The organism is Chitinophaga agri (genome assembly GCF_010093065.1).
GTDB classification, from domain to species: Bacteria; Bacteroidota; Bacteroidia; order Chitinophagales; family Chitinophagaceae; genus Chitinophaga; species Chitinophaga agri.
In genome coordinates this window covers 7,844,795-7,865,729 of the sequence record NZ_CP048113.1, presented here as the reverse complement: position 1 = coordinate 7,865,729, position 20,935 = coordinate 7,844,795, and the positions used below count along the sequence as shown (strand labels likewise).

At 48.4% G+C, this 20,935-nt stretch carries 15 protein-coding genes; 5 read left to right on the top strand and 10 right to left on the bottom strand.

From position 1 onward, the window contains the following. Positions 1–292 precede the first annotated feature (292 nt). Positions 293–1,267, top strand: coding sequence for a hypothetical protein (locus GWR21_RS30830; protein ID WP_162335529.1), 975 nt, complete (start codon positions 293–295; stop codon positions 1,265–1,267). 76 nt (positions 1,268–1,343) lie between these two features. Here GWR21_RS30830 and GWR21_RS30825 read toward each other — a convergent pair whose 3' ends face one another. Both GWR21_RS30825 and GWR21_RS30820 read right to left on the bottom strand, forming a co-directional pair. Next, a complete protein-coding gene (locus GWR21_RS30825; protein WP_162335528.1) occupies positions 1,344–3,053 on the bottom strand; it encodes a GMC oxidoreductase in 1,710 nt (569 codons plus the stop codon). 11 nt (positions 3,054–3,064) lie between these two features. Further along, the gene (locus tag GWR21_RS30820) at positions 3,065–3,616 is read right to left on the bottom strand and encodes a gluconate 2-dehydrogenase subunit 3 family protein (protein WP_162335527.1); all 552 of its coding nucleotides are present in this window, start codon (positions 3,614–3,616) and stop codon (positions 3,065–3,067) included. A gap of 121 nt (positions 3,617–3,737) precedes the next feature. Between GWR21_RS30820 and GWR21_RS30815 the strand changes: the two genes are divergently transcribed. Next, on the top strand, positions 3,738–5,381 hold the full coding sequence (locus GWR21_RS30815; RefSeq protein WP_162335526.1) for a carboxylesterase/lipase family protein: 1,644 nt from the start codon (positions 3,738–3,740) through the stop codon (positions 5,379–5,381). An 81-nt stretch (positions 5,382–5,462) separates the two neighbouring features. Next, on the top strand, positions 5,463–5,738 hold the full coding sequence (locus GWR21_RS30810) for a hypothetical protein (RefSeq protein ID WP_162335525.1): 276 nt from the start codon (positions 5,463–5,465) through the stop codon (positions 5,736–5,738). Between the two features lies 1 nt (position 5,739). On the opposite strand, the gene GWR21_RS30805 is transcribed toward GWR21_RS30810, so the two are convergent. After that, the gene (locus GWR21_RS30805) at positions 5,740–6,618 is read right to left on the bottom strand and encodes an SDR family oxidoreductase (protein WP_162335524.1); all 879 of its coding nucleotides are present in this window, start codon (positions 6,616–6,618) and stop codon (positions 5,740–5,742) included. Between the two features lie 197 nt (positions 6,619–6,815). On the opposite strand from GWR21_RS30805, the gene GWR21_RS30800 reads away from it, so the two are divergent. Then, entirely contained in the window at positions 6,816–7,691 is an 876-nt protein-coding gene (locus GWR21_RS30800; RefSeq protein ID WP_162335523.1) for a hypothetical protein, read from the top strand. Between the two features lie 142 nt (positions 7,692–7,833). Further along, positions 7,834–8,736, top strand: coding sequence for a DNRLRE domain-containing protein (locus tag GWR21_RS30795; protein ID WP_162335522.1), 903 nt, complete (start codon positions 7,834–7,836; stop codon positions 8,734–8,736). Positions 8,737–8,874: 138 nt separating this feature from the next. Here GWR21_RS30795 and GWR21_RS30790 read toward each other — a convergent pair whose 3' ends face one another. The 7 genes from GWR21_RS30790 to GWR21_RS30760 all read right to left on the bottom strand — a co-directional run bounded on the left by GWR21_RS30790 (position 8,875) and on the right by GWR21_RS30760 (position 20,908). Next, the gene (locus GWR21_RS30790) at positions 8,875–10,248 is read right to left on the bottom strand and encodes an MFS transporter (RefSeq protein WP_162335521.1); all 1,374 of its coding nucleotides are present in this window, start codon (positions 10,246–10,248) and stop codon (positions 8,875–8,877) included. Positions 10,249–10,260: 12 nt separating this feature from the next. Next, positions 10,261–12,585: a glycoside hydrolase family 65 protein gene (locus GWR21_RS30785; protein ID WP_162335520.1), complete on the bottom strand. Its 2,325-nt coding sequence runs from the start codon at positions 12,583–12,585 to the stop codon at positions 10,261–10,263. 44 nt (positions 12,586–12,629) lie between these two features. Further along, positions 12,630–13,289, bottom strand: coding sequence for a beta-phosphoglucomutase (pgmB, locus tag GWR21_RS30780; protein ID WP_162335519.1), 660 nt, complete (start codon positions 13,287–13,289; stop codon positions 12,630–12,632). A 31-nt stretch (positions 13,290–13,320) separates the two neighbouring features. Then, entirely contained in the window at positions 13,321–15,180 is a 1,860-nt protein-coding gene (locus GWR21_RS30775; RefSeq protein ID WP_162335518.1) for a glycoside hydrolase family 13 protein, read from the bottom strand. A 68-nt stretch (positions 15,181–15,248) separates the two neighbouring features. Next, a complete protein-coding gene (locus tag GWR21_RS30770; RefSeq protein WP_162335517.1) occupies positions 15,249–16,286 on the bottom strand; it encodes a SusE domain-containing protein in 1,038 nt (345 codons plus the stop codon). A gap of 43 nt (positions 16,287–16,329) precedes the next feature. Continuing rightward, positions 16,330–17,922, bottom strand: coding sequence for a RagB/SusD family nutrient uptake outer membrane protein (locus GWR21_RS30765; protein WP_162335516.1), 1,593 nt, complete (start codon positions 17,920–17,922; stop codon positions 16,330–16,332). A 19-nt stretch (positions 17,923–17,941) separates the two neighbouring features. Further along, positions 17,942–20,908, bottom strand: coding sequence for a SusC/RagA family TonB-linked outer membrane protein (locus GWR21_RS30760; RefSeq protein WP_162335515.1), 2,967 nt, complete (start codon positions 20,906–20,908; stop codon positions 17,942–17,944). Positions 20,909–20,935: the final 27 nt, after the last annotated feature.

The window sequence follows — 20,935 nt, the reverse complement described above, 5'->3', positions numbered from 1 at the left end:
GCCTGTTCCTGAGATACAGTTCCCTTTACTACCAGATGGCTCTATAGGGGAATGGATTGACATGGTGAAAAAACGCACTACCGGCTTGGAAACGGAACACTGTTACCGGTAACAATAACAGGCGGCTGCATCGGAGACAATATACTGATACAGTTCCTGGTAAAACAGGATGGTACCAGAGGGCCACTCATCAGCATTACGAAGCAATAGTTCTTCCTAGCAGTCACTTGTCATTTTGCAGATAATCTTTATCTTCCGGCATGATTAAAAAATGTAGCCCGAATCATAATCCATGCGCACTACGACCCTATTAACAGAAGCGGAGATCAATATTTTAAAACAGCTAAAGCAACCGAACGAGATAGGCATCAAAGGCTTGCTGATAGTCGGCAGTGTATTAAGTATTACAGGCATCATCTTCGGTCTACTCGTATTATCAGCGCCGATCCTGCTTATATTCGCCAGCTTCTTCTTTATTCCAGGTATTATACTGATCGTTTACGGCCTGCGCCAGCGGAAGAAATATCACGCTTACTTCAATATGCCGGCACATGGTCATCAAAAGCAGATAGTCACCGACCAGCTAGTGCGGGCAGAGCTAATTGACCGCAAACTAATACGCTATCACTTCACTAATTATCACCTTGACCTGTACATTGCCAGTGGCACAGGATACCATCCGGCACACTTCCGTTATAAACGTATTATTGACGACATCGTGACACTAACACATATACCTGTTAAATTATCTTATGTGGAGTTTGACCCTGGCGTCAATATACTGCTGGATATACGCTATCATCAATACTCCCTGCGGGAAGATGTGGTGCCGGTGGAAGAAAAAGACAGGAAGAAAATCATCAGAGATAGTGCCAGCGCCGTAGGTTGCCTTTTTGGAGTGGCGGTGGTCATATCCCTGATACTGGCATTCGCTACCGGTTTTAAATGGGAGCACCTTTGGCTCATCCTCACCATTGGCGCCGGCCCAGTCCTGCTAATTGGTCTGGGAATAGTGGCCCATGGCAACTGGGTAGCAAAAACATCTACCCACAAGATTGTCATTTATACAACTGTGACGGAAGTACTGGGGTTACAGTTAAAAAACGGGAAAAGAACCGAGCGCCGTACGTTCCACCGACTAGGTGATGGCTCACTGATGCATATCAGCCCTTTACCCTTTAAGCCAGGAGATAATGTGCTGATTCAATTCATGCAAACCCACAGTGGCAAAAGAGGTATGCTGATTGAAATGGTAGCCGTTCCCTAGCTGGCAGATGATAATAAAGTTAAAGGGCGTGTACTGCTATCAGCACACGCCCTTTGACTTTATTATTACTAATCTGTTACAAATCGCCTCTCTTCATCTGTCCTACCGCATAGTCCACCGCCCTTGCGGTCAGTGCCATATACGTCAGGGACGGGTTCTGTGTGGATGTGGAAGTCATACAAGCGCCGTCTGTCACAAACACGTTCTTCACATCGTGCATCTGGTTCCATTTGTTCAGTACAGACGTTTTCGGGTCTTTACCCATACGTGCGCCGCCCATCTCATGGATGTCCAGTCCAGGCGCCTGTTTGGAATCGCCTGTACGGATATTGGTAAAGCCTGCTTTCGTATACATCTCTGTCATCTGCTCATGGAAATCCTTGATCATCTTCTCATCATTATCGTCGTAGCCGAGGTTAATATGTATGACAGGCATACCCCATTCATCTTTCTTTGCTTTATCCAGTGTCAGCTGACTGATCTCTTTCGGGATCGTCTCACCCATCATGTGGGAGCCTACATACCAGTTGCCCATCTCTTCGTTGAACAGCTGATCTTTCAGGCTGGTACCCACCCCATCCTGGCTGTTCCACTTTCGGCGACCAGTATCGAAGCCGGCTGCATAACCGCGGAGGAAGTCCGTTTCCTGTTTCTTCACGTTGCGGAAACGGGGTATGTAAGCACTCGTAGGACGACGACCTTCGGTGGTCACATCCATAAAACCGTCATAGTCTGCGTAAATGGTAGCACGGTAGTTATGAAACGCGAAGTACTTTCCCAGTACGCCACTATCATTGCCCAATCCCTGTGGGAAGCGGCTGGAAGTGGAGTTAAGCAGTATCAGGTTAGAATTGATCGCAGCCGCGTTCACGAAAATAACACGGGCATAATACTCGGTCGTTTCTTTCGTCTTCGCATCCACCACACGTACACCGGTTGCTTTCCCCTTCTGTTCATCGTAAATGATAGAGTGTACCACAGCGTCCGGACGTAGGGTCAGGTTACCGGTTTTCTCTGCCCATGGCAATGTAGAGGAGTTACTGCTAAAGTAACCACCAAACGGACAGCCACGCTGACAGAGGTTCCTTTTCTGGCACTTCACCCTGCCCTGCTCGATGTGGATCGGCTGTGGCTCAGAAAGGTGTGCACAACGACCATAGATCACGTTGCGGTCTTTGTAGTTCTTTGATACAAATCCCTGAAAATATTTCTCAACGGCAGTCATCTCCATTGCCGGCAGGAACTCACCATCAGGCAGGTTATCCAGTCCGTCTTTGTTACCAGAGATACCAACAAATTTCTCTACATAGCTATACCATGGTGCAATATCAGCATAGCGGATCGGCCAGTCGACCGCGAATCCGTCCCTTGCAGGACCTTCGAAGTCATAATCACTCCAGCGTTGTGTTTGTCTTGCCCATAGCAGCGATTTACCACCCACCTGGTATCCTCGGATCCAGTCAAAAGGTTTATCCTGTTCGTAAGGATGCTCTTTATCCTTCACGAAGAAATGCATCGCATCTTCCTTGAAGGCATAACAGCGGCTCACAACAGGAGCTTCTTCCTTAATAGCTTCCGGTATCTGCCCCCTGTGTTTAAATTCCCAGGGATACATGTTTGTGGTGGGATAGTCTTTCAGGTGTTTTACATCGCGGCCTCTTTCCAGGACCAGTGTTTTCAGGCCTTTTTCCGTAAACTCTTTTGCAGCCCATCCGCCACTGATTCCCGATCCTATCACGATCGCATCAAATGTGCGGTCCTGAGCGCCCGTATTAATATTCGCCATAATAATCTCTGTTACGCAGTTTTTCTGCCTGCTGGTTTAACAGGTACGCTCCCATAGAAACGACCTGGCACCAGTTCGTATACCTGTACTTTGGTAAGATAATATTCTGAATTAGTGTACCCCTGAACGATCAGGCGTTTTGTCGCATGGTAGAAGTAAGCCGCTTCCCCATCCTCCGGCTTGGATTTTTCCAGTAGTTCCAGCAGGGTCTTTCTTGCTTCCGGTGTACTATCACCGAAGGATTTACCATTGTTCTTCTCGCTCAGCGCGGAGAATGCCTTCATACCAGTCAGCCATTTCTGCTGATCGTCCTTCTTAAAGCAATCGTCCACCATCGTCAGGGCAAACAGATGTGCCTTGACATCCTTAGCACCAGGAGTGGATGTAGTTGGAATAAGTGTATCAGCCAGCAATGCCAGCATATTCTCCCCTTCCCCATCTACCGCTATATTTTTTAATGTGATAGAAGCTGGAGTCGTTTTCCTCAGACAGGATGGCAGTAACGCCAGCCCCGCAGAGACGACCAGGACCTGTTTTAACGCGGTTCGTCTGTTTACTAGCATGAATTATCGTTTACATAAGTGGCAATAAGGTAGACGTTAAAATTAATATTTCCAAGCCAATTGTTTGATAATTTTCGATGTAGTAAATTGGGCGATACTACATTTTAACAATTTACATGTTATGAAATCATACTGTTTTTCACTCCTCCTGCTGACTCAGCTAAGCTGGCTACCAGGCATGGCGCAGAAAAAGACCGCGGCGTCCCCCGCTGTGGTAAAGATCCAGAGCGGACGGATACAGGGTGTACTTTCCCCTGCGACCGGCATTCAGAGTTTCAAAGGTATTCCCTATGCACAACCTCCTGTGGGCGCTTTACGCTGGAAGGCCCCTCAGCCGGAAAGATCCTGGGATACTATCCTGAAGGCCGATCATTTCGGTCCGCGGGCCATGCAGGGCAATATCTTCGGAGATATGGGCTTCCGGTCGGACGGTATGAGTGAGGACTGCCTCTACCTGAACGTATGGGCTCCAGCCAACGCTGCGGGCAAAAAGCTTCCGGTACTGGTCTACTTCTATGGTGGCGGTATGGTGGCCGGAGATGGCTCCGAAGCGCGGTATGACGGAGAAAGCATGGCCAGGAAAGGTATTATCTCCCTGACTGTTAACTACCGCCTCGGCGTGTTCGGCTTACTGGCACATCCTGATCTGTCGAAAGAAGCGTCCTATCATGCGTCCGGCAACTACACCCTGCTGGACCAGCAGGCAGCCCTGGCATGGGTACAGAAGAACATTGCTGCCTTTGGCGGCGACCCGAAACGGGTGACCATCGCCGGGGAATCTGCCGGTTCCATTTCTGTGTCCGCCCTAATGGCGTCTCCTCTGTCCAAAGAACTCATTCATGGCGCGATCGGGGAAAGTGGCGCTATGATCTTCCCTACCATGGCCCCACTCAGCAGGGAAGAAGCTGAAAAGAACGGTGTCGCCTTTGCCAACGCCGTTGGTGCCAACTCACTGGAAGCCCTGCGGGCAATTCCTGCGGAAGAGCTGCTTAGAAAAGCTTCCGGCCCGGGCATTCCTCCGCTGGCCTGTAATGTGGACGGCTACGTATTGCCCAAAAAGCCTGTAGATATCTACGCTGCCGGAGAACAGGCGCACATTCCGCTACTGGCAGGCTGGAACTCGGCAGAGCTGCCCTACAGGGCCCTCATGTGGAAGGATGACCCTACTACGGACAACTACGTCAAAAAGATCACCGAACTCTATCCCAATAACACAGACGAAGTTTTACAGCTTTATCCGGGCGGCACACCTGAACAGGTCATTGCATCCGCTACGGACCTGGCCAGCGACCGCTTCATCGTCTATAGTACCTGGAAATGGGCTGATCTGCATAGATCTACCAGCCAGCAGCCGGTATACCGTTACATATTCTCACGTCCGCGACCGGATATGACGCCTAAAATGGGTAATGCGCAGCCAGGATTGGCCGGTGGCGTGATCAAAACTAATGCGCCGCAACCTAAACAGGCTGCCCCGTTAAAAGGGGCTCCCCATGCAGCAGAGATCGAATACGCCATGGGCAACCTGCAACATAACAAGGTATATGCCTGGACAAAAGATGATTACACAGTTTCCAATACCATGCTGAACTATTTCGCCAATTTTGTTAAGACCGGTAATCCGAATGGCCCGGGTGTACCCAAATGGGAACAAGACGCCACTCCGGATTCTCGGTATATGAACATTGATGTACAGTCAGGGATGAAGAAGGAAAATACGAGAGCCCGGTATCAGTTCCTGGACAGTCAGTATGGAGGGAAATAGATCTAATCTCTAGTTAACAACAACAGTCGTGACCGTTCTCCGTGGTCTGGTTGTTGCATATTACGCTTATAAACATAGCTTATGATGACCCGCCAAATCACGGTATCCTATAATGATCAGCATTACATGTATGATGTTGCTTTTGAGAGACTACAGCATGCAACCGTTTATCATGTGAAACCACTTGATAAATCCGCAGTAAGATTTCCTGATCACTTTGACATCATCAAAGACGATGACAGTGAACAACCACAGTTTGAGACAAAAGAACTGAATGAGGAAGGAAGAGCGATCGCAGATGTCATATGGCAGCAGATCAGTTTATTCCCTCCTCAGTTCAAAGGTGGTAAAGCATAATTTATCTGAATAAAAACGCATGATCGGTCACAAACTGTTCGAATGTGTGCGGCGGATGTCCGGTCACCTCCGCTACTGTAGGAAGGACTTCCGCCGCCTCATTTAAACGATAGTGCGTATAATCCTCGAGCAATCCATCCGCCTGCCATTCCGGAAATCCGGCCCCCAGCAGCGCCTCTTTCATAGCAGGTGCCGGCACATCGACGAAAGTGATCTGATGCCCGAGCACCTGAGAAAAAACATCTGCCAGCTGATGGTGTGTCAGCGATGCAGGACCGGTGAGGTCATAGGTCTTGTTCTCATGTCCGTCACCCGTTAACACAACGGCAGCTACAGCTGCAATATCACGAACATCGATCAGCGAGATCTTTGCATCGCCTGCACTCGCAAAGAATTTATGCCCCGATCTTATTACATCCCTAAAGCCCAGCAACCCCTGCATGAACAGATTAGGACGCAGGAAAGTATAGGCTATTCCCGTTTCCTTAACAGCTGCTTCAACAGCTGCATGATATCGCAGGAAGCGTACAGGAGAATGCTCATCTGCTGCCCATTGTGATAACTTCACTATATGTCTTACCCCGGCGCCTTTAGCTGCCTGCACAAAAGTGATCTGCTGTGCTTCCGCCTGTTCGGAGGAGTTGGTCAGCAGAAAGGCTTTCTCTATGCCATGCAGCGCCGTGTTGAGAGAATGCGGATCATCAAAATTTCCCTGTACCAGGGTAATGCCGGGCAGCTTTTCCAGGTCCTTTGCCTTTTCAATAGAGCGTACCATCGCCTTAAAAGGTATACCCTGCGCAGATAAACGGGCGATCAGTTCTTTACCGATATTGCCTGTAGCTCCGGTGATCAAAATAGTAGCAGGTTGTTGTGTTGACATGTTATTATGTTTTAAATGACATGTCAAAACTAGGACCAGTTGAGTTTTTAAAATTGTAAGAAAACGAAATTCAATCCGGAATTGGGAATCAGGAACTAAATTTTTATTCTTCTTCAGGCAACCTTTCTATTTCTCTCTCGTATTAACTAGTTGACACAAGTGCTCACAATTTGCTTATTTAAAAATTTCTAATCACCATGTATTTCCTTAAAAGATCTATGGTGGCAATGCTCCTGATTGCCACAATGGCTACTTCATGCTCAAAAGACGACAACGATGGAGGCACAACACCACCGCCTGTTCCGCAGAAAACCGTAAAAGTTGCGACCGATGCCAGATTTGGCGCTATACTGACTGACAGCACCGGCAAGACATTATACTTCTTTTCTAATGATGCACAGGGTACGCCAACGTGTAAAGATGGTTGCGCTGCTATATGGCCAACATTCTATGTAGCAGAAGCTGCGCTCACGATTGACAGCTCGCTGAATAAAGCAGATTTTACTACCGTAACCCGCCCCGATGGCTCGAAGCAAACCGCCTATAAAGGTTGGCCTTTATACTACTATGCGCAGGATGCTGCTGCGGGTGAAACCAAAGGCGATAACGTCGGCACCATCTGGTTCGTAGCAAAACCTGACTATACCGTAATGGTCGCTAATTTCCAGTTGCGTGGCAATGATGCAAAAGACTACCTGCTGGATAATACCGGCACAATTGCATCAGGCACAGGCGCTTCCAAATACCTGGTAGACGACCGTGGACTAACACTCTACAAGTTTGCTAACGACAAAGCAGGCACGAATAACTTCACGAATGCGGACGAGGCACACAATGCTATCTGGCCGATCTATGAAGTATCGGAAGTGAAAAATGTACCAACCGGCTTTAACAAGGCAGATTTCACCGTCATCACCGTGCTGGGCAAAAAACAGATCACGTACAAAGGATGGCCTATGTATTACTTCGGACAGGATGGTAAGGTAAGAGGCGCAAATAAAGGCGTCAGCGTACCTGCACCGAACGTATGGCCGGTATTTTATACCACTACTGCATCCGCCCCACAGCCATAAAAGTTCACTTAACTGTATAATACTGCCGCACTTGTGAAGCGCAGCAGCAATATAGATAAGCAGATTGCACCGTCCCGGACTGAGTCCCGGGATGGGCAATCCGTTTTTATGTCTATTTTCGCTGGAAATAATACCTATACTTATGAGACCTCCCGTATTGGCGCTGGGCCTGTTACTGTCAACCCTTACCGGTTACTCCCAAACCACACTTACATTCCGGCCAGATTCCTGTAATGGGAAAGATGCCACCGTCTTTGTCAAAACTAATCTGCCTGCATGGTCCGATAAGAACTTTGGACATCGTGATGAGCTTTCTGCTTCCGGATGGACTTACGGCGGACAAGGCGGAGAAGATGGTTATTCCCGTACATTCATCGACTTCACGCAGTTAAGGGACATTCCGCGTGGTACACGTGTCAGCCAGGCTACGTTAAGCCTGTATGGTAAGGAAAGCAGCATCTTTATTAAACAGGGAAATACAGGTCCAAATGATTGTTTTATTGACCGCATTACCAGTCCCTGGAGTGAGGATTCTGTGACCTGGAATAAAAGACCATCCATCAGTTTCATGCACCAAACTGCATTACAGGGCTCCAGAGGTGAAGCGCAAACCTGGAATTACCACGTAACCGTAGATGTGACGGCGCTGGTACAGGACATGATCGACCTGCCAGCGGACAGTAGCCATGGATTCTGTATCCGGCTGCAGAAAGAGACCTATTACGTCAACCTGGCGTTCGCCTCCAGCGAGTATGTGGTCTCTACATTAAGGCCTGCCCTGACCCTGGTATTTAATTCCTGCGACACAGTGAACCTGGCAGCCCAGGCTTCAACTACTAAGGTAGCGCGCACGTCAGAGACAGAAATTGTCAGTGGTCCCTTAATAGGTAATGTAAGAATGTCCAACGGTGGGGAGGGTGAAGACCTTCCGGTGCCTACGAGGGTCTCGGCAAAGCCATCAGAAGGGGTAAAAACGCCTGAAACGACTATGGGCAACCAGCAGGGTGGTCCAGACAAAAAGGCCGTTAAAACAAAGAAAAAATAGCAAAGAAAAGATCGTTACATCGACGGTCACGATATATAAGCAGAAGGGTACGACACCTGTAACGGTATCGTACCCTTTGACGTTTGATTGTTGATTGGTAGAAAGACGTACGTTTAGATTTGTTTCCCTTCAGCGGGCCTAGGCAACGCCATAGGTTGACACCAGTTGTTCAGCAGCTTTCTTTTCATTATCCTTCACATACATAACAGCTACTGCCGCGATGATCATAAAGGCTCCTCCCATCACCAGTGCGAAGATGGCTTCACCCTGGAACAGGTGTTTCACGATCAGTCCTCCGAAAATACCATTAACGATCTGGGGGAACGTGATGAAAAAATTGAAGATACCCATGTACACCCCTGTCTTGTGAGAAGGGATAACGCCGGATAATATCGCATACGGTGTAGACAGTATACTACCCCATGCCATGCCGATACCGACCATCGGCCAGATCAGCAGATCAGGGTTTTGAATGAAATAAAAAGAGATCAGTGACAAACCGCCTGCTGTCAGTGAAATGGCATGCGCCAGCTTCCTTGAAGTCTTACGGGCAATAGCAGGCAACACTAACGCATATATTGCGGATACCGCACTATAGATACTAAAAAGGAATCCTACCTTATTACCTGCATCTGCAAAAAGCGCGGATGATGTGTCGTTAGGCGCCACTTTATAAATGTGGTGCGCTACCGCTGGCGTGGTAAATACCCACATGGAGAAGAGGGCAAACCAGGAACAGAACTGCACCACGCCCAGTTGCTTCATAGCGGAAGGCATGTTGGAGAAATCTTTCAGGATAGTGCTCAGTCCTCCGTGAGAGACGTCTGCCGTATGTTCCGGATTGAACTGTCTGAACTCGTCCGGAGAATACTCTTTCGAAGTAACGATGGACCAAAGGATGGTCGCCAGCAATACCCCTGCTCCTACATAAAAGGAGTAGATCACATTATCAGGCACAACACCTGGCGCCGCTGTCTTGGCTACCCCCATATACTCTGCCAGTAAAAACGGCAGGGAGGAACCCAGTACGGCACCGGCACCTATCAGGAATGTTTGTGCAGAGAAGCCCTGACTACGCTGTTCATCAGGCAGATTATCGGCCACCAGGGCACGGAAAGGTTCCATGGCCACGTTGATAGAAGCATCCATCAGTGTCAGCATACCCGCACCTATCAATACAGGCGGCAGTACCGCTGCCAGTAAAGAGGAGTTGGGCAGTAACATCAACGCGAGTGCCGTTGCAATAGCGCCTACCAGGAAGTAAGGCCTGCGACGGCCCAGCCTGTTCCAGGTGCGGTCACTGTAATGGCCGATGATCGGCTGTACGATCATACCCGTCAGCGGAGCCGCCAGCCAGAACAGTGACAGATGCTCCACTTCTGCTCCATAGGTTTGTAGAATGCGGGAAGCATTTCCGTTCTGTAAGGCAAAACCAAACTGGATACCGAAAAAGCCCATGCTCATATTCCATATGCGCGCAGCAGACAGCCGCGGCTTGGCCAATCCTTTCATGGGATGAATATTTTAATTAACTAAATTTCCTTGCTTTGTTGTCACAGTAGCTCCTGCTGGTACTTCCAACGCTTCACCGTAGATCAGTACCGTGATATCCTGGATGGAACGATTCTCTATGTGCACACTGTCCTTGCTTACCTTCACTTTCAGTATCCTTCCGCGAAAACGGATGTTAAAAGCGAATGACTGCCATTTACCTGGCAGGAATGGCGTGAACTGCAATTGACCATCTCTCACCCGCATACCGGCAAAACCTTCCACCACACTCATCCAGGTACCTGCCATCGAAGTGATGTGCAGACCGTCTTCTGTGTCGTTGTTATAATCATCCAGGTCCAGACGGGAAGTGCGCAGATAGAACTCGTGCGCTCTTTTTTCATCCCCCAGTTTGGCTGCCAGGATCGCATGTACGCAGGGAGACAGCGAACTTTCATGTACCGTGCGCGGTTCATAGAAATCGAAGTTACGGCGCAGCGTGTCCATATCATATCTGTCTTCCAGGAAATAGAGCCCCTGTAACACGTCCGCCTGTTTGATATAACAGGAACGCAGGATACGGTCCCAGCTCCATTTCTGGTTCAGCGGACGTTGTGAAGGATCGATGTCTTTCACAAGGATCTGTTCCTTGTCCATGTAGCCATCCTGTTGCAGGAAGATGCCCAGCTGTTCATCTACCGGGTAATACATGTTATCGATCACATGCTGCCACTTTTCCGGTTCTTTATCTGCATCAAAAGAGGTATGCTGTATGATGGCTGCATATCTGTCCGCCGCTGTTTCCTTCACCTGCTGTAACGCGTCAATTGTGTATTGCAGACACCAGGTGGCCATCGTACTGGTATACCAGTTATTATTTACGTTGTTCTCATACTCATTCGGCCCGGTAACACCCAGCATCACATATTGTCCTTTCGCTTCGCTCCAGTTCACACGCTGTGCCCAGAAACGCGCGATACCGATCAGCACGTCCAGCCCATATTCCGCGAGATAAGCACTATCTCCTGTGTAACGAATATAGTTGAATATCGCAAAAGCGATAGCCGCATTACGGTGTATTTCTTCGAAAGTGATCTCCCACTCATTATGACACTCCTCTCCGTTCATGGTTACCATCGGATACAAAGCAGCGCCATTACTGAAGCCCAGTTTAGCAGCGTTCTCTATTGCCTTACCCAGTTGTTTATGACGATAGATCAGCAGGTTCCTGGCTACCTGTGGCTCCGCTGTAGCGAGGTAGAACGGAATGCAATACGCCTCAGTATCCCAATAGGTGGAACCGCCGTATTTCTCACCGGTAAAGCCTTTCGGACCGATGTTCAGTCGTGCGTCCTCTCCGGTATATGTCTGGTTCAGCTGGAAAATATTAAAACGGATGCCCTGCTGTGCCGCCGGATCTCCTTCAATGATGATATCACTTTCCTTCCATTTCAGCGACCAGGCAGCCGCCTGCTCAGTGAGCATCTTCTCAAATCCTTTGGCAGCAGCTTTGCTGACAGCGATCTCACAGTTATTCACCAGTGCCTGAACGGGGTGGTTCTCAGAAGAGAGATTCGCCGCATATTTATAGATCACTGTTTCCAGCTGACGGGCCACCTTCACGGATGTAGTTACTCCCACATACTTCTCCTTCTGCACAGGCGTAGCCTGTAACGCTACCGGCTGGCCATCCTGGTAGATGTTAAACTGCATACCTGTACATACCTGGAAGCCTGTTTTCTTCGTCTTCAGGGTGATGTAGGCGCTGGTATGCTGTACGCTGGCGCTAACTTCCTCCCAAAACTTCTCATCATAGTTCGCGTCCTGGTTCTTAATATCACCATCTATATAGGAAGTAACTTGTAAAGTACCTTCAAAGTTCAGGGGCGTGATGCTGTAACGGATAGCCCCGGTTTCATCATCCACAATACTGCAGAAACGTGTAGCAGTCACCTTTACCTGTTTACCACTGGCCAGCGTCGCGGTGAATGAACGTTGCAGGTATCCGTCCTGCATGTTCAGTACACGACGGAATTCGGTTACGGTTGCCTTGTGCAGGTCCAGCTCTTCACCATCTATAGTGAGACCGATACCGATCCAGTTTGCTGCATTCAGTACTTTGGCGAAGTACTCCGGATAACCGTTCTTCCACCAGCCCACGCGGGTCTTATCCGGGTAATAAACACCCGCTACATAATTACCCTGTAGTGTTTCACCGGAATAAGCTTCTTCAAAGTTGGCACGCTGGCCCATACGGCCATTACCCAGACTGAAAATACTCTCGGAAATTTTATTATAATGTGGGACAAAACCTTCTTCGATAATGTTCCAGCCATCTACTTTAATATATTGCTTCATGGTTATGCCAGATGTCACCTATTTGCAAACGCAATCGATGTTGTTTATTTTGAGTATAAATTGTTCAGTACCTGTATATTGATCTGTACCAGGCTTGACACCACAAGATCAGCTGCTGCCAGCACGTCCTGCTCCCCTATGCCCACGACCTTCATACCGGCTGCCTTTGCGGCCTGTACACCGGCAATAGCGTCTTCAAATACGATACACTTTTCAGGCGCGATACGCAGTGCTTCCGCTCCTTTTAGAAATACCTCCGGATCAGGCTTGGAGGCAGATACGGTATTACCATCCACCAATGCATCAAAGAGTGGAAGGATGCCGACTTTCTCCAGGATGACAGTTGCATTCTTACTGGCAGAGCCGAGTGCCGTGCGAATACCGGCAGCACGCAGGTTGTCCAGCAGTTCCCTTGCACCTGGCAGTATTTCCTCCGGCGTCATATGATGGATCATGTCTACGTACCATTCGTTCTTACGGGTGGCCAGCACCTGCTGCTCTGCTGCTGTCTTTTCAATACCGCCCCATTCAAGTATCAGTTCCAGTGATTTTACCCTGCTGATTCCTTTTAGCTTCTCATTCTGCGACTCGGTGAAATTGAACCCTAACTCATTGGCCAGCCTTTTCCAGGCTTTGAAATGATAGACGGCCGTATCTACGATCACGCCATCCAGATCAAAAATGCATGCTTGAAATCCTTGCATATGTTCAGATAATATCGTTTGAAAAATGTTGTTATCGCAGCAGCTCCATGACCTGTGTCGTCTGGGCAGGTATGCGCAGGCTATCCGACAGCGGCCAGGTCTTGCCGGTCACAACGTCCTTTGCCTGTGTAAAGCCGGTCACTCTTTCCGTATAGCGGGCTGGTGATACCGCCATTTCCTTTTCATTCGGATTGAGTACGATCATCACCGTCGTTTCTGTATTGTAACGGAAGTACGTATAGACATTGTCCTGCGGCACATACTGCATCAGTTTCCCGGATTGCAGTACCGGGTGCTGCTTTCTGTAGTTGGCCAGTGTGCTGACATAATTAAACAGTTCGTTCTCATCTGCAGTACGACCGGCAGCGGTAAATTTATTCTCCGCGTCACCGGTCCATCCGCCTTTGAAATCTTCACGTACCAGCCCATCAGGTGCGCTGAAATTCTTCATACCGATCTCCGCACCATAATATAACTGCGGAATACCACGGGTGGTGAGTAACCAGGCCAATGCTGCTTTGTATTTATTTTTATTTTCCTGTACAACAGAGTAGAAACGGCTCAGGTCATGATTGTCCAGGAACACGACGTTACGCATCGGGTCCTGGTACTGATAATCCTGTATCAGGGCGGTGTAGAGTTTTACGACCCCATCATCCCATCCTGGCTTCTCATTCAGTGCAGCGGAGATAGCCCAGAGGCTCTGGAAATCGGTCGTACCAGCCAGCTGCGTATCAAAGCCCCTGTTCACCGTATTGCCTTGTGTAAAGAATACCTGTTCGGGACCACTGTGTACCCATACCTCCCCGAAGAAAGTAAAACCGGGATAGGCTGCTTTGATGGCTTTCCCCCATTCAGACATGAAATCAGCATCATTATAGGGATAAGTATCCAGGCGAAATGCATCTACTCCGGCGTATTCAATCCACCAGATATGACTTTGGGTAAAATACCTCCGCACATATGGATTGGTCTGGTCCATATCGGGCATATGCAGGTCGAACCAGCCATCCGTCATGATCTTTCTGTCAGACGGAGCAGCGTATGGGTCCATTAAAGGAGCCGCGCGGAAACTGGAGCGGGTAAAAGCAGGCCACTGGTGTACCCAGTTCTTCATGGGCAGGTCTTTCATGGTCCAGTGCTGGCTGCCAATATGATTATGCACCAGGTCCTGAATGAGCTTCATGCCTCTTTTATGCAGACTGTCAGCCAGTACCTTATACAGTTCATTGGAACCAAAGCGGGGATCAATATGGTAGTTCTCCGTAGCCGCATAACCGTGATAGGAGGCGGAAGGCTGATCATTCGTCACCAGCGGAGTCATCCACAGGGCGGTTACACCCATATCCTGCAGGTAGCCCAGGTGATCAATGATACCTTGTATATCGCCGCCATGGCGTTTATACATGGAATCTCTGTTCAGGGAGGTCTCCTGCATGCCTTTGATGACATCATTGTTCTTATCGCCATTCGCAAAGCGGTCAGGCATGATCAGGTATACAAGATCGCTGCTGTTAACACCCTGCGCTTTAATGCCTTCATTCCTTTTCTTCAGTTCGTACGTGTATACGAGATCTTTTTGGCCTTTCAATTTCAGCTTAATTGGGAACGTTCCCGGAACAGCCGAAGAAGTAATATTTATATCAACGAAGAGATAATTCGGATTCTCCACCTTGTGTACTTCCTGGAGAGTAACACCGGGATAGCTGAGGGAAACCTCCCTTTCCGCGATCTTGTCACCGTGAATGATCAGTTGCAGGAGAGGCTCCTGCATACCTGTCCACCAGAAGGCAGGTTCTATCCGTTCCAGTTTTGGCTGTTGTGCCTGTGAAGTAATAGTAGCAGTGAATACCAGGATAGCGGTCAGTAACAATCTTCTCGTCTGTAACATGCTTATTTATCTATGGTTTAAGAGCAGCAACCCGGTGATGTTACCAGGCTGCTGCCGATGTCAGTTCCTTATTGTACGCTCAGCGTATAAATATAGTTACCTGCATTGTTCAGGTCCATCGTGATCGTATATGTTCCGGCTGTGGCGATACTGATAGCACCAGTGGAACCAGCAGTCAGTACACCATTGTTATCATCGTCGCTGAAAGTGATCGTGTTGGCATTGTTGGCCCGGAAGTAGAAAGTGCCTGCCTGTAAGGCCGTCGTGATACTCCATTTCTTTGTAGTCCCATCAAGCGTCATCGCTTTATCCGCACCACCGGTTGCAGTACCATTGATACTCCAGGTAGTACGGGTAATGCTGTAGGTCAACGCATTCAGGTCAGCCGTCAGCCGGTAATACCCTGCTTCCCCTGCTTTGATATTACCACCATTGCTTACCAGTGATCCACCACCGCCATCGCCATAGTTGGTATCCCAGCTTTTTGCAGGAGTGATCTTGAACTCGGTGTTAGCATCGGGGAAGTTCAGGTAACCTTCGTATTTTTTGTCATTGTTCACAGATGCCAGGGAACCCAGTCCGGGATTGTCAAAAGACCATCCCTGGTAACCGCCGGGTAAGTATACAGAAGGATAGACTTTCGGTACGTAGTATGGTGTAACAGTTAATGATACACTGTCAGAAAATACTTCATTGCCGACAGTATCCACAGCTGCTCTTACACGGATCACCAGCTCATGCTGGCGACCAGCGGCAAGTCCCATATTATTGACCGCCTGATTCAGCGCGGCCACCGTAAAGGTCTTACTCAGCCCGTTATTAGCATTAAAGATATCTATAGCATTCTTAAAGCCATTGCCTTTCTGATCTACTTCCAGTGCGTAGTTCACTACTGACCGGTAACCCCAGTCCTCAGAAGCGGACCATTTATAGGTCACGGCGTCATCAGTGGCATGATCTGCCGAAAAGGTAAATTCAGTGGCAGTAGCAGAGAAAGTGGGTGTAGTACCTGTTTTCACCTGTGTGAAACTGTCCTGCTTTTCGCAGGAGGCCAGGGCCATCACACATATACTCCCTGCAATAATTTTATTCAACCAGGCATTCATGATGCAAATATTTTGGTATTGTGGTTAAATGCTGTTCCCGTAATTAATAACCGTCGTTCTGTTTCAGATTAGGATTCGCTACTCTGGCAGTGGTAGGTATTGGATATACCGTACGGAAATCACCTACTGCTGCACCAGCTGCTACCCCACCTTTGAACGGCCATACATAAGCGCTTCCGGTAAAGAGACCATAGCGGATCAGGTCTGTTCTGCGATGGCCCTCCCAATACAGTTCACGACCTCTTTCATCAAGTAGGAATGGCAGTGTTAACTGACCGGCTGTGATGTTACCCGTAGCGTTACCATAGGCACGCTGGCGCAGGTCATTCACATACTCAAGCGCCTTTGCGGTACTACCGCCTGTACCGCCACGGAGTACTGCTTCGGCATAGGTAAGATACATCTCTCCGAGACGCATCAGCGGATAGTCGACATCCACGAAAATGTTATTGGAACCGTCTTTACCAGTAGACGTTTTGTTTGACCATTTAGTGATAGCATAACCATCGGTGAAAGTACCCAGGTCAGCGATCACACGATTCTGTCCGTCAGTATGGAACATAGCACGTTTGTCAGTCGCACCGGTAAGATCAGTGAACAGATCAGCGAAAGCGCTGGTCGTACGTAAACCACCCCAACCACTGTTCACGCCGAATGCTTCATAATCCATGTTACCACCGATAGCAGCATGCACGAGGTAGGTAGTACCCCCGTATGTCTGTGTGCGTACACCATCGAAGTTGGCGGACAGCATGATCTCAGACTGGGAAGTCACATTATTATCTGCCTTGAACATGTTCGCATAGTTGGATACGAGGGAATAACCGGAAGTGATCACTTTACTGCTATAGGTAACCGCATCAGTGTAACGGCTGGTACCGGTGTACACTTCCGCATTCAGATACAGCTTCGCCAGCAGGCCCCATACACAGGCTTTATCGGCGCGGCCATATTCATTGCTGCGGGCTTCTGCCATATCGCCTTCTATAGCGATCAGCTCACGCTCGATATAGTCGAAAAGATTTTTACGGGAGATCTGCTCCGGATAATAGAATGCCACTTCATTACTGTCAGTCACAAATGGAACAGTACCAAACAGGTCCATTGCGTGATAATAGCTCAGGGCGCGCAGGAAGCGGGCTTCAGCGCGGAAAGTCCTTGCTGTTTCCTGATCTTTCTCCGCAATACCGTTGCTGCTCAATTTCGCATCGGAGGTCTGTCTGATAAACTCGTTACACTGCGCGATCTGATAGAACAGGCGGGAGAACATCGCATTGATGAAGTTATCATCAGGTGTCCAGTCCATCTGATGGAAGTCCTGTATAGTACCATCGTTCCAGGCTATCACAGCTTCATCAGTAGGCAGTTCCTGCATCTGAAAATATCCGCGGATATAACTGGAGGTACCTTCGTCGATACCACTGATGTCCGGGCTACCTGTAGGACCCTGCTGGCCGGTTACGGAGAACCCGCCATATAATTTAGCCAGGATGGCCTTATAATTTGAAAAGTCTTTATACACGCTGGCGGATGTCACCTCTGTGATCGGAGTACGGTCCAGATCTTTGGTACAGGAGGTCAGTCCCCACGCCATTGCTCCAGCCAGTACAACCTGATATATGAATTTCTTTGTCATAACGTTTCCTGTTTGTTAATTAAAAATCAAGGTTCACACCTAAAGAGTAGACACGCGGACGAGGGTAGAACTTATCGTCTATACCGCTGAATACTTCCGGATCCTGTCCACTGTACTTAGTGATCACAAATACGTTCTGCACGTTGAAGTTGGCACGCAGACCTACTTTGTTATTAATGACCCTTCCGAAGTCATAACCCAGGTTCAGGTAGTCCATACGCAGGAAGGAACCGTTTTCTACGTAGTAGTCAGACCAGTACTGTGTATTCCTGAATTTCGTCTTCAGCACACTGGAAGACAGGTTCGCCAGGTAGTTAGCGTTCTGGAATGTTTTGTAGGAACCGTTGTTGGAAGCCTGGTTGTTGTAAATGTAGTTACCGATATTGCTGCGTACACTGAAACCGAGGCTCCAGCTCTTGTAGTTGAACTGAGAATTGAAGTTCAGGTATACAGTCGGGTTAGAAGATTTGTAACGGTATTTGTCATCCGCATTGATCACACCGTCACCGTTTGTATCTTCGTACAGGCCTTCAATCGGATTACCTGCTTTATCGTAGATCTGTTTGTATACATAGAAAGAGTTGATCTGATGGCCGGCAGTGTTGATCTGAATGGTATTACCTGTACCACCGGAGATACCGCCGGTAGCGATACCAACTGAAGTATCTGACTGTGCTTTGGACAGTGACAGGATCTTGTTCTTGTTGTAGGTCACGTTGAAACCTGCATTCCAGCGGAAATCTTTTGTTTCAACTGGTGTGGCATTGATGATGAACTCCACCCCTCTGTTTTCCAGACTACCCACATTTGTATACAGTGTGTTAGTCAGGTTTGTACCGGTTGGAGCCGTGATATCCGCCAGCAGGTCCGTTGTTTTCTTGTAGTAAAAGTCAACACTACCGGAGATCCTGTTATCCAGGAAACCGTAGTCCAATGCTACGTTATAGGTAGCTGTCTGTTCCCATTTAATATTCTGGTCATAACCAGCAGCACGCAGTGTTTTGTAGAATGCGTCGCCTAACTGGTAGGAAGAGTTGGCATCACCGTAGGTATAACGGGACAATGCCGCATACTCTTTACCAACACCAATGTTTTCCTGACCGGTCACACCATAACCCAGTCTCAGTTTCAGGTCAGATAAGGCCTTTGCATTCTTCAGGAAAGACTCTTCTTTCAGCTTCCATGCAAAAGCTACAGAAGGGAAGTTACCCCAGTGCTGTGCGAAACGGGAAGTACCGTCACGACGCATGGTGAAAGTCAGGAGATATTTATCGTTGAAAGTATAGTTCAGACGTCCGAAGAAAGAAACCAGGGTATGCTGCGCTTCAGCATAGTTGGTCGCAGCGGTAGTGGTATCACCACCTTCATCCAGCGTAGGATACCCAGGCGTAGCGATGATAAAGTCCTGGTAAGAGTAACCTGCCATTACATCAATACGGCTCTTAATACCTTTCAGGTCCTTCACATAGTTCAGGTAGAAGTCCAGTAGTTTGTTCTTCATTTCCTGAGAATAATGTTTGTAGGAACCGCCGGTACCATTGTAGTAAGACAGGGCAGCGTACTTAGGGATATTGGTATTACCCTCTCCTTTCTGATAGTCGTACCCCAGGTTCAGGTTAGCACGCAGTTCAGGCAGGAAATGGAATTTATAATCAAACTGGATATTACCGATACTTCTCTTTACTTCTGATTCATCCATTTTCTGTTGCAGCATCGCCACTGGGTTCTTGGTTGCGAGGTCGTATAGCTTAGCATTGTATAACCATTCGTAATAACCACCAAAGGCCTGTTCATTACCGGAGAATACAGGTTTGGTAGGATCATATGCAACAGCGGCATTGATCGCACCCTGGTCGGCAAAACGGTAATCAGCCAGCGCACCTTTCACATTCATGTTTATTTTCAGATGGTCATCGAATAAACTTGGAGAGAGGTTGATAGTGGCCGACTTTCTATCGAGGTTGGAAGTCTTCAGGATACCATCCTGGTTGAGGTAGCCGAAAGAAATGCGGTAAGGCAGTTTCTTCCAGGCACCGCTGAGCGCCAGGTTGTTATCTGAGCTAAAAGCGGACTGATAGATCTCTTTCTGCCAGTCAGTAGCGGCAGTTCCCAGTAATCCGGTCTGCGCCTGCGTACCATTTGCCTTTACAATATCGGTGAACTCGGCAGCGGTTAGCACCGGCGAGTAGCTGGTCACCTTGGATACCGCGTTCGTAGAGCTGAAAGACACGTTCAGTTTATCACCCAGACGACCTTTTTTAGTAGTGATGATGATAACGCCGTTGGATGCACGGGAACCGTAGATCGCGGTAGCAGATGCATCTTTCAGTACGTTGAATGATTCGATATCATTTGGGTTGATCAGTGCCAGTGCATTGGATGCACCACTAACGTTATTGTTATCTACAGGTACTCCATCAATGATGATCAGCGGATCGTTAGTAGCATTGAGGGAAGCACCGCCACGTACGCGGATAGTACTACCAGCACCCGGAGCACCACCATTGGAAGTGATCTGGACACCAGGTACTTTACCTGTGATCAGCTGATCTGCGGAAGCGGCAGGCCCTTTGTTAAAGTCTTTTGAAGATACAACGGCAATCGCGCCAGTGAGGTCGCTCTTTTTCTGCGTACCATAACCGACTACCACAATTTCGTTCAGGCCTTTTGTATCAGCTTTGAGCTGAAAGGTGACAGCCTCGTTGTTTGCACCCGCGTTTACAGGAATTTCGGAGGTTTCATAACCCATAATACGGGCTACGAGGATGATGTTTCCGGAAGTAACACCAGTAATGGTGAATTTACCTTCTGCATCAGCAGTTGCGTTTTTGCTGGTATTCTTGATGAAGACGGTAGCGCCGGGAATTGGTTGTCCCGCATCGTCTGTCACCTTACCAGTAATACTACCTGTTTGCGCATAGGTAAGCAGGGAGATCAACACAAAGCACAGCAGAAATGCATACCGGGCAAAGCGTGTTTTTTTCATTTAACGTTGATTAATAGTTTCACAATA

Excerpts from the sequence above, each read along its gene's own strand:
- GWR21_RS30830 (WP_162335529.1), top strand. The coding sequence starts at position 293 with ATGCGCACTACGACCCTATTAACAGAAGCGGAGATCAATATTTTAAAA.
- GWR21_RS30820 (WP_162335527.1), bottom strand. The coding sequence starts at position 3,616 with ATGCTAGTAAACAGACGAACCGCGTTAAAACAGGTCCTGGTCGTCTCT.
- GWR21_RS30785 (WP_162335520.1), bottom strand. The coding sequence starts at position 12,585 with ATGAAGCAATATATTAAAGTAGATGGCTGGAACATTATCGAAGAAGGT.
- GWR21_RS30790 (WP_162335521.1), bottom strand. The coding sequence starts at position 10,248 with ATGAAAGGATTGGCCAAGCCGCGGCTGTCTGCTGCGCGCATATGGAAT.
- GWR21_RS30795 (WP_162335522.1), top strand. The coding sequence starts at position 7,834 with ATGAGACCTCCCGTATTGGCGCTGGGCCTGTTACTGTCAACCCTTACC.
- GWR21_RS30770 (WP_162335517.1), bottom strand. The coding sequence starts at position 16,286 with ATGAATGCCTGGTTGAATAAAATTATTGCAGGGAGTATATGTGTGATG.
- GWR21_RS30815 (WP_162335526.1), top strand. The coding sequence starts at position 3,738 with ATGAAATCATACTGTTTTTCACTCCTCCTGCTGACTCAGCTAAGCTGG.
- GWR21_RS30825 (WP_162335528.1), bottom strand. The coding sequence starts at position 3,053 with ATGGCGAATATTAATACGGGCGCTCAGGACCGCACATTTGATGCGATC.
- GWR21_RS30760 (WP_162335515.1), bottom strand. The coding sequence starts at position 20,908 with ATGAAAAAAACACGCTTTGCCCGGTATGCATTTCTGCTGTGCTTTGTG.
- GWR21_RS30805 (WP_162335524.1), bottom strand. The coding sequence starts at position 6,618 with ATGTCAACACAACAACCTGCTACTATTTTGATCACCGGAGCTACAGGC.
- GWR21_RS30800 (WP_162335523.1), top strand. The coding sequence starts at position 6,816 with ATGTATTTCCTTAAAAGATCTATGGTGGCAATGCTCCTGATTGCCACA.
- GWR21_RS30810 (WP_162335525.1), top strand. The coding sequence starts at position 5,463 with ATGATGACCCGCCAAATCACGGTATCCTATAATGATCAGCATTACATG.
- GWR21_RS30765 (WP_162335516.1), bottom strand. The coding sequence starts at position 17,922 with ATGACAAAGAAATTCATATATCAGGTTGTACTGGCTGGAGCAATGGCG.
- pgmB (WP_162335519.1), bottom strand. The coding sequence starts at position 13,289 with ATGCAAGGATTTCAAGCATGCATTTTTGATCTGGATGGCGTGATCGTA.
- GWR21_RS30775 (WP_162335518.1), bottom strand. The coding sequence starts at position 15,180 with ATGTTACAGACGAGAAGATTGTTACTGACCGCTATCCTGGTATTCACT.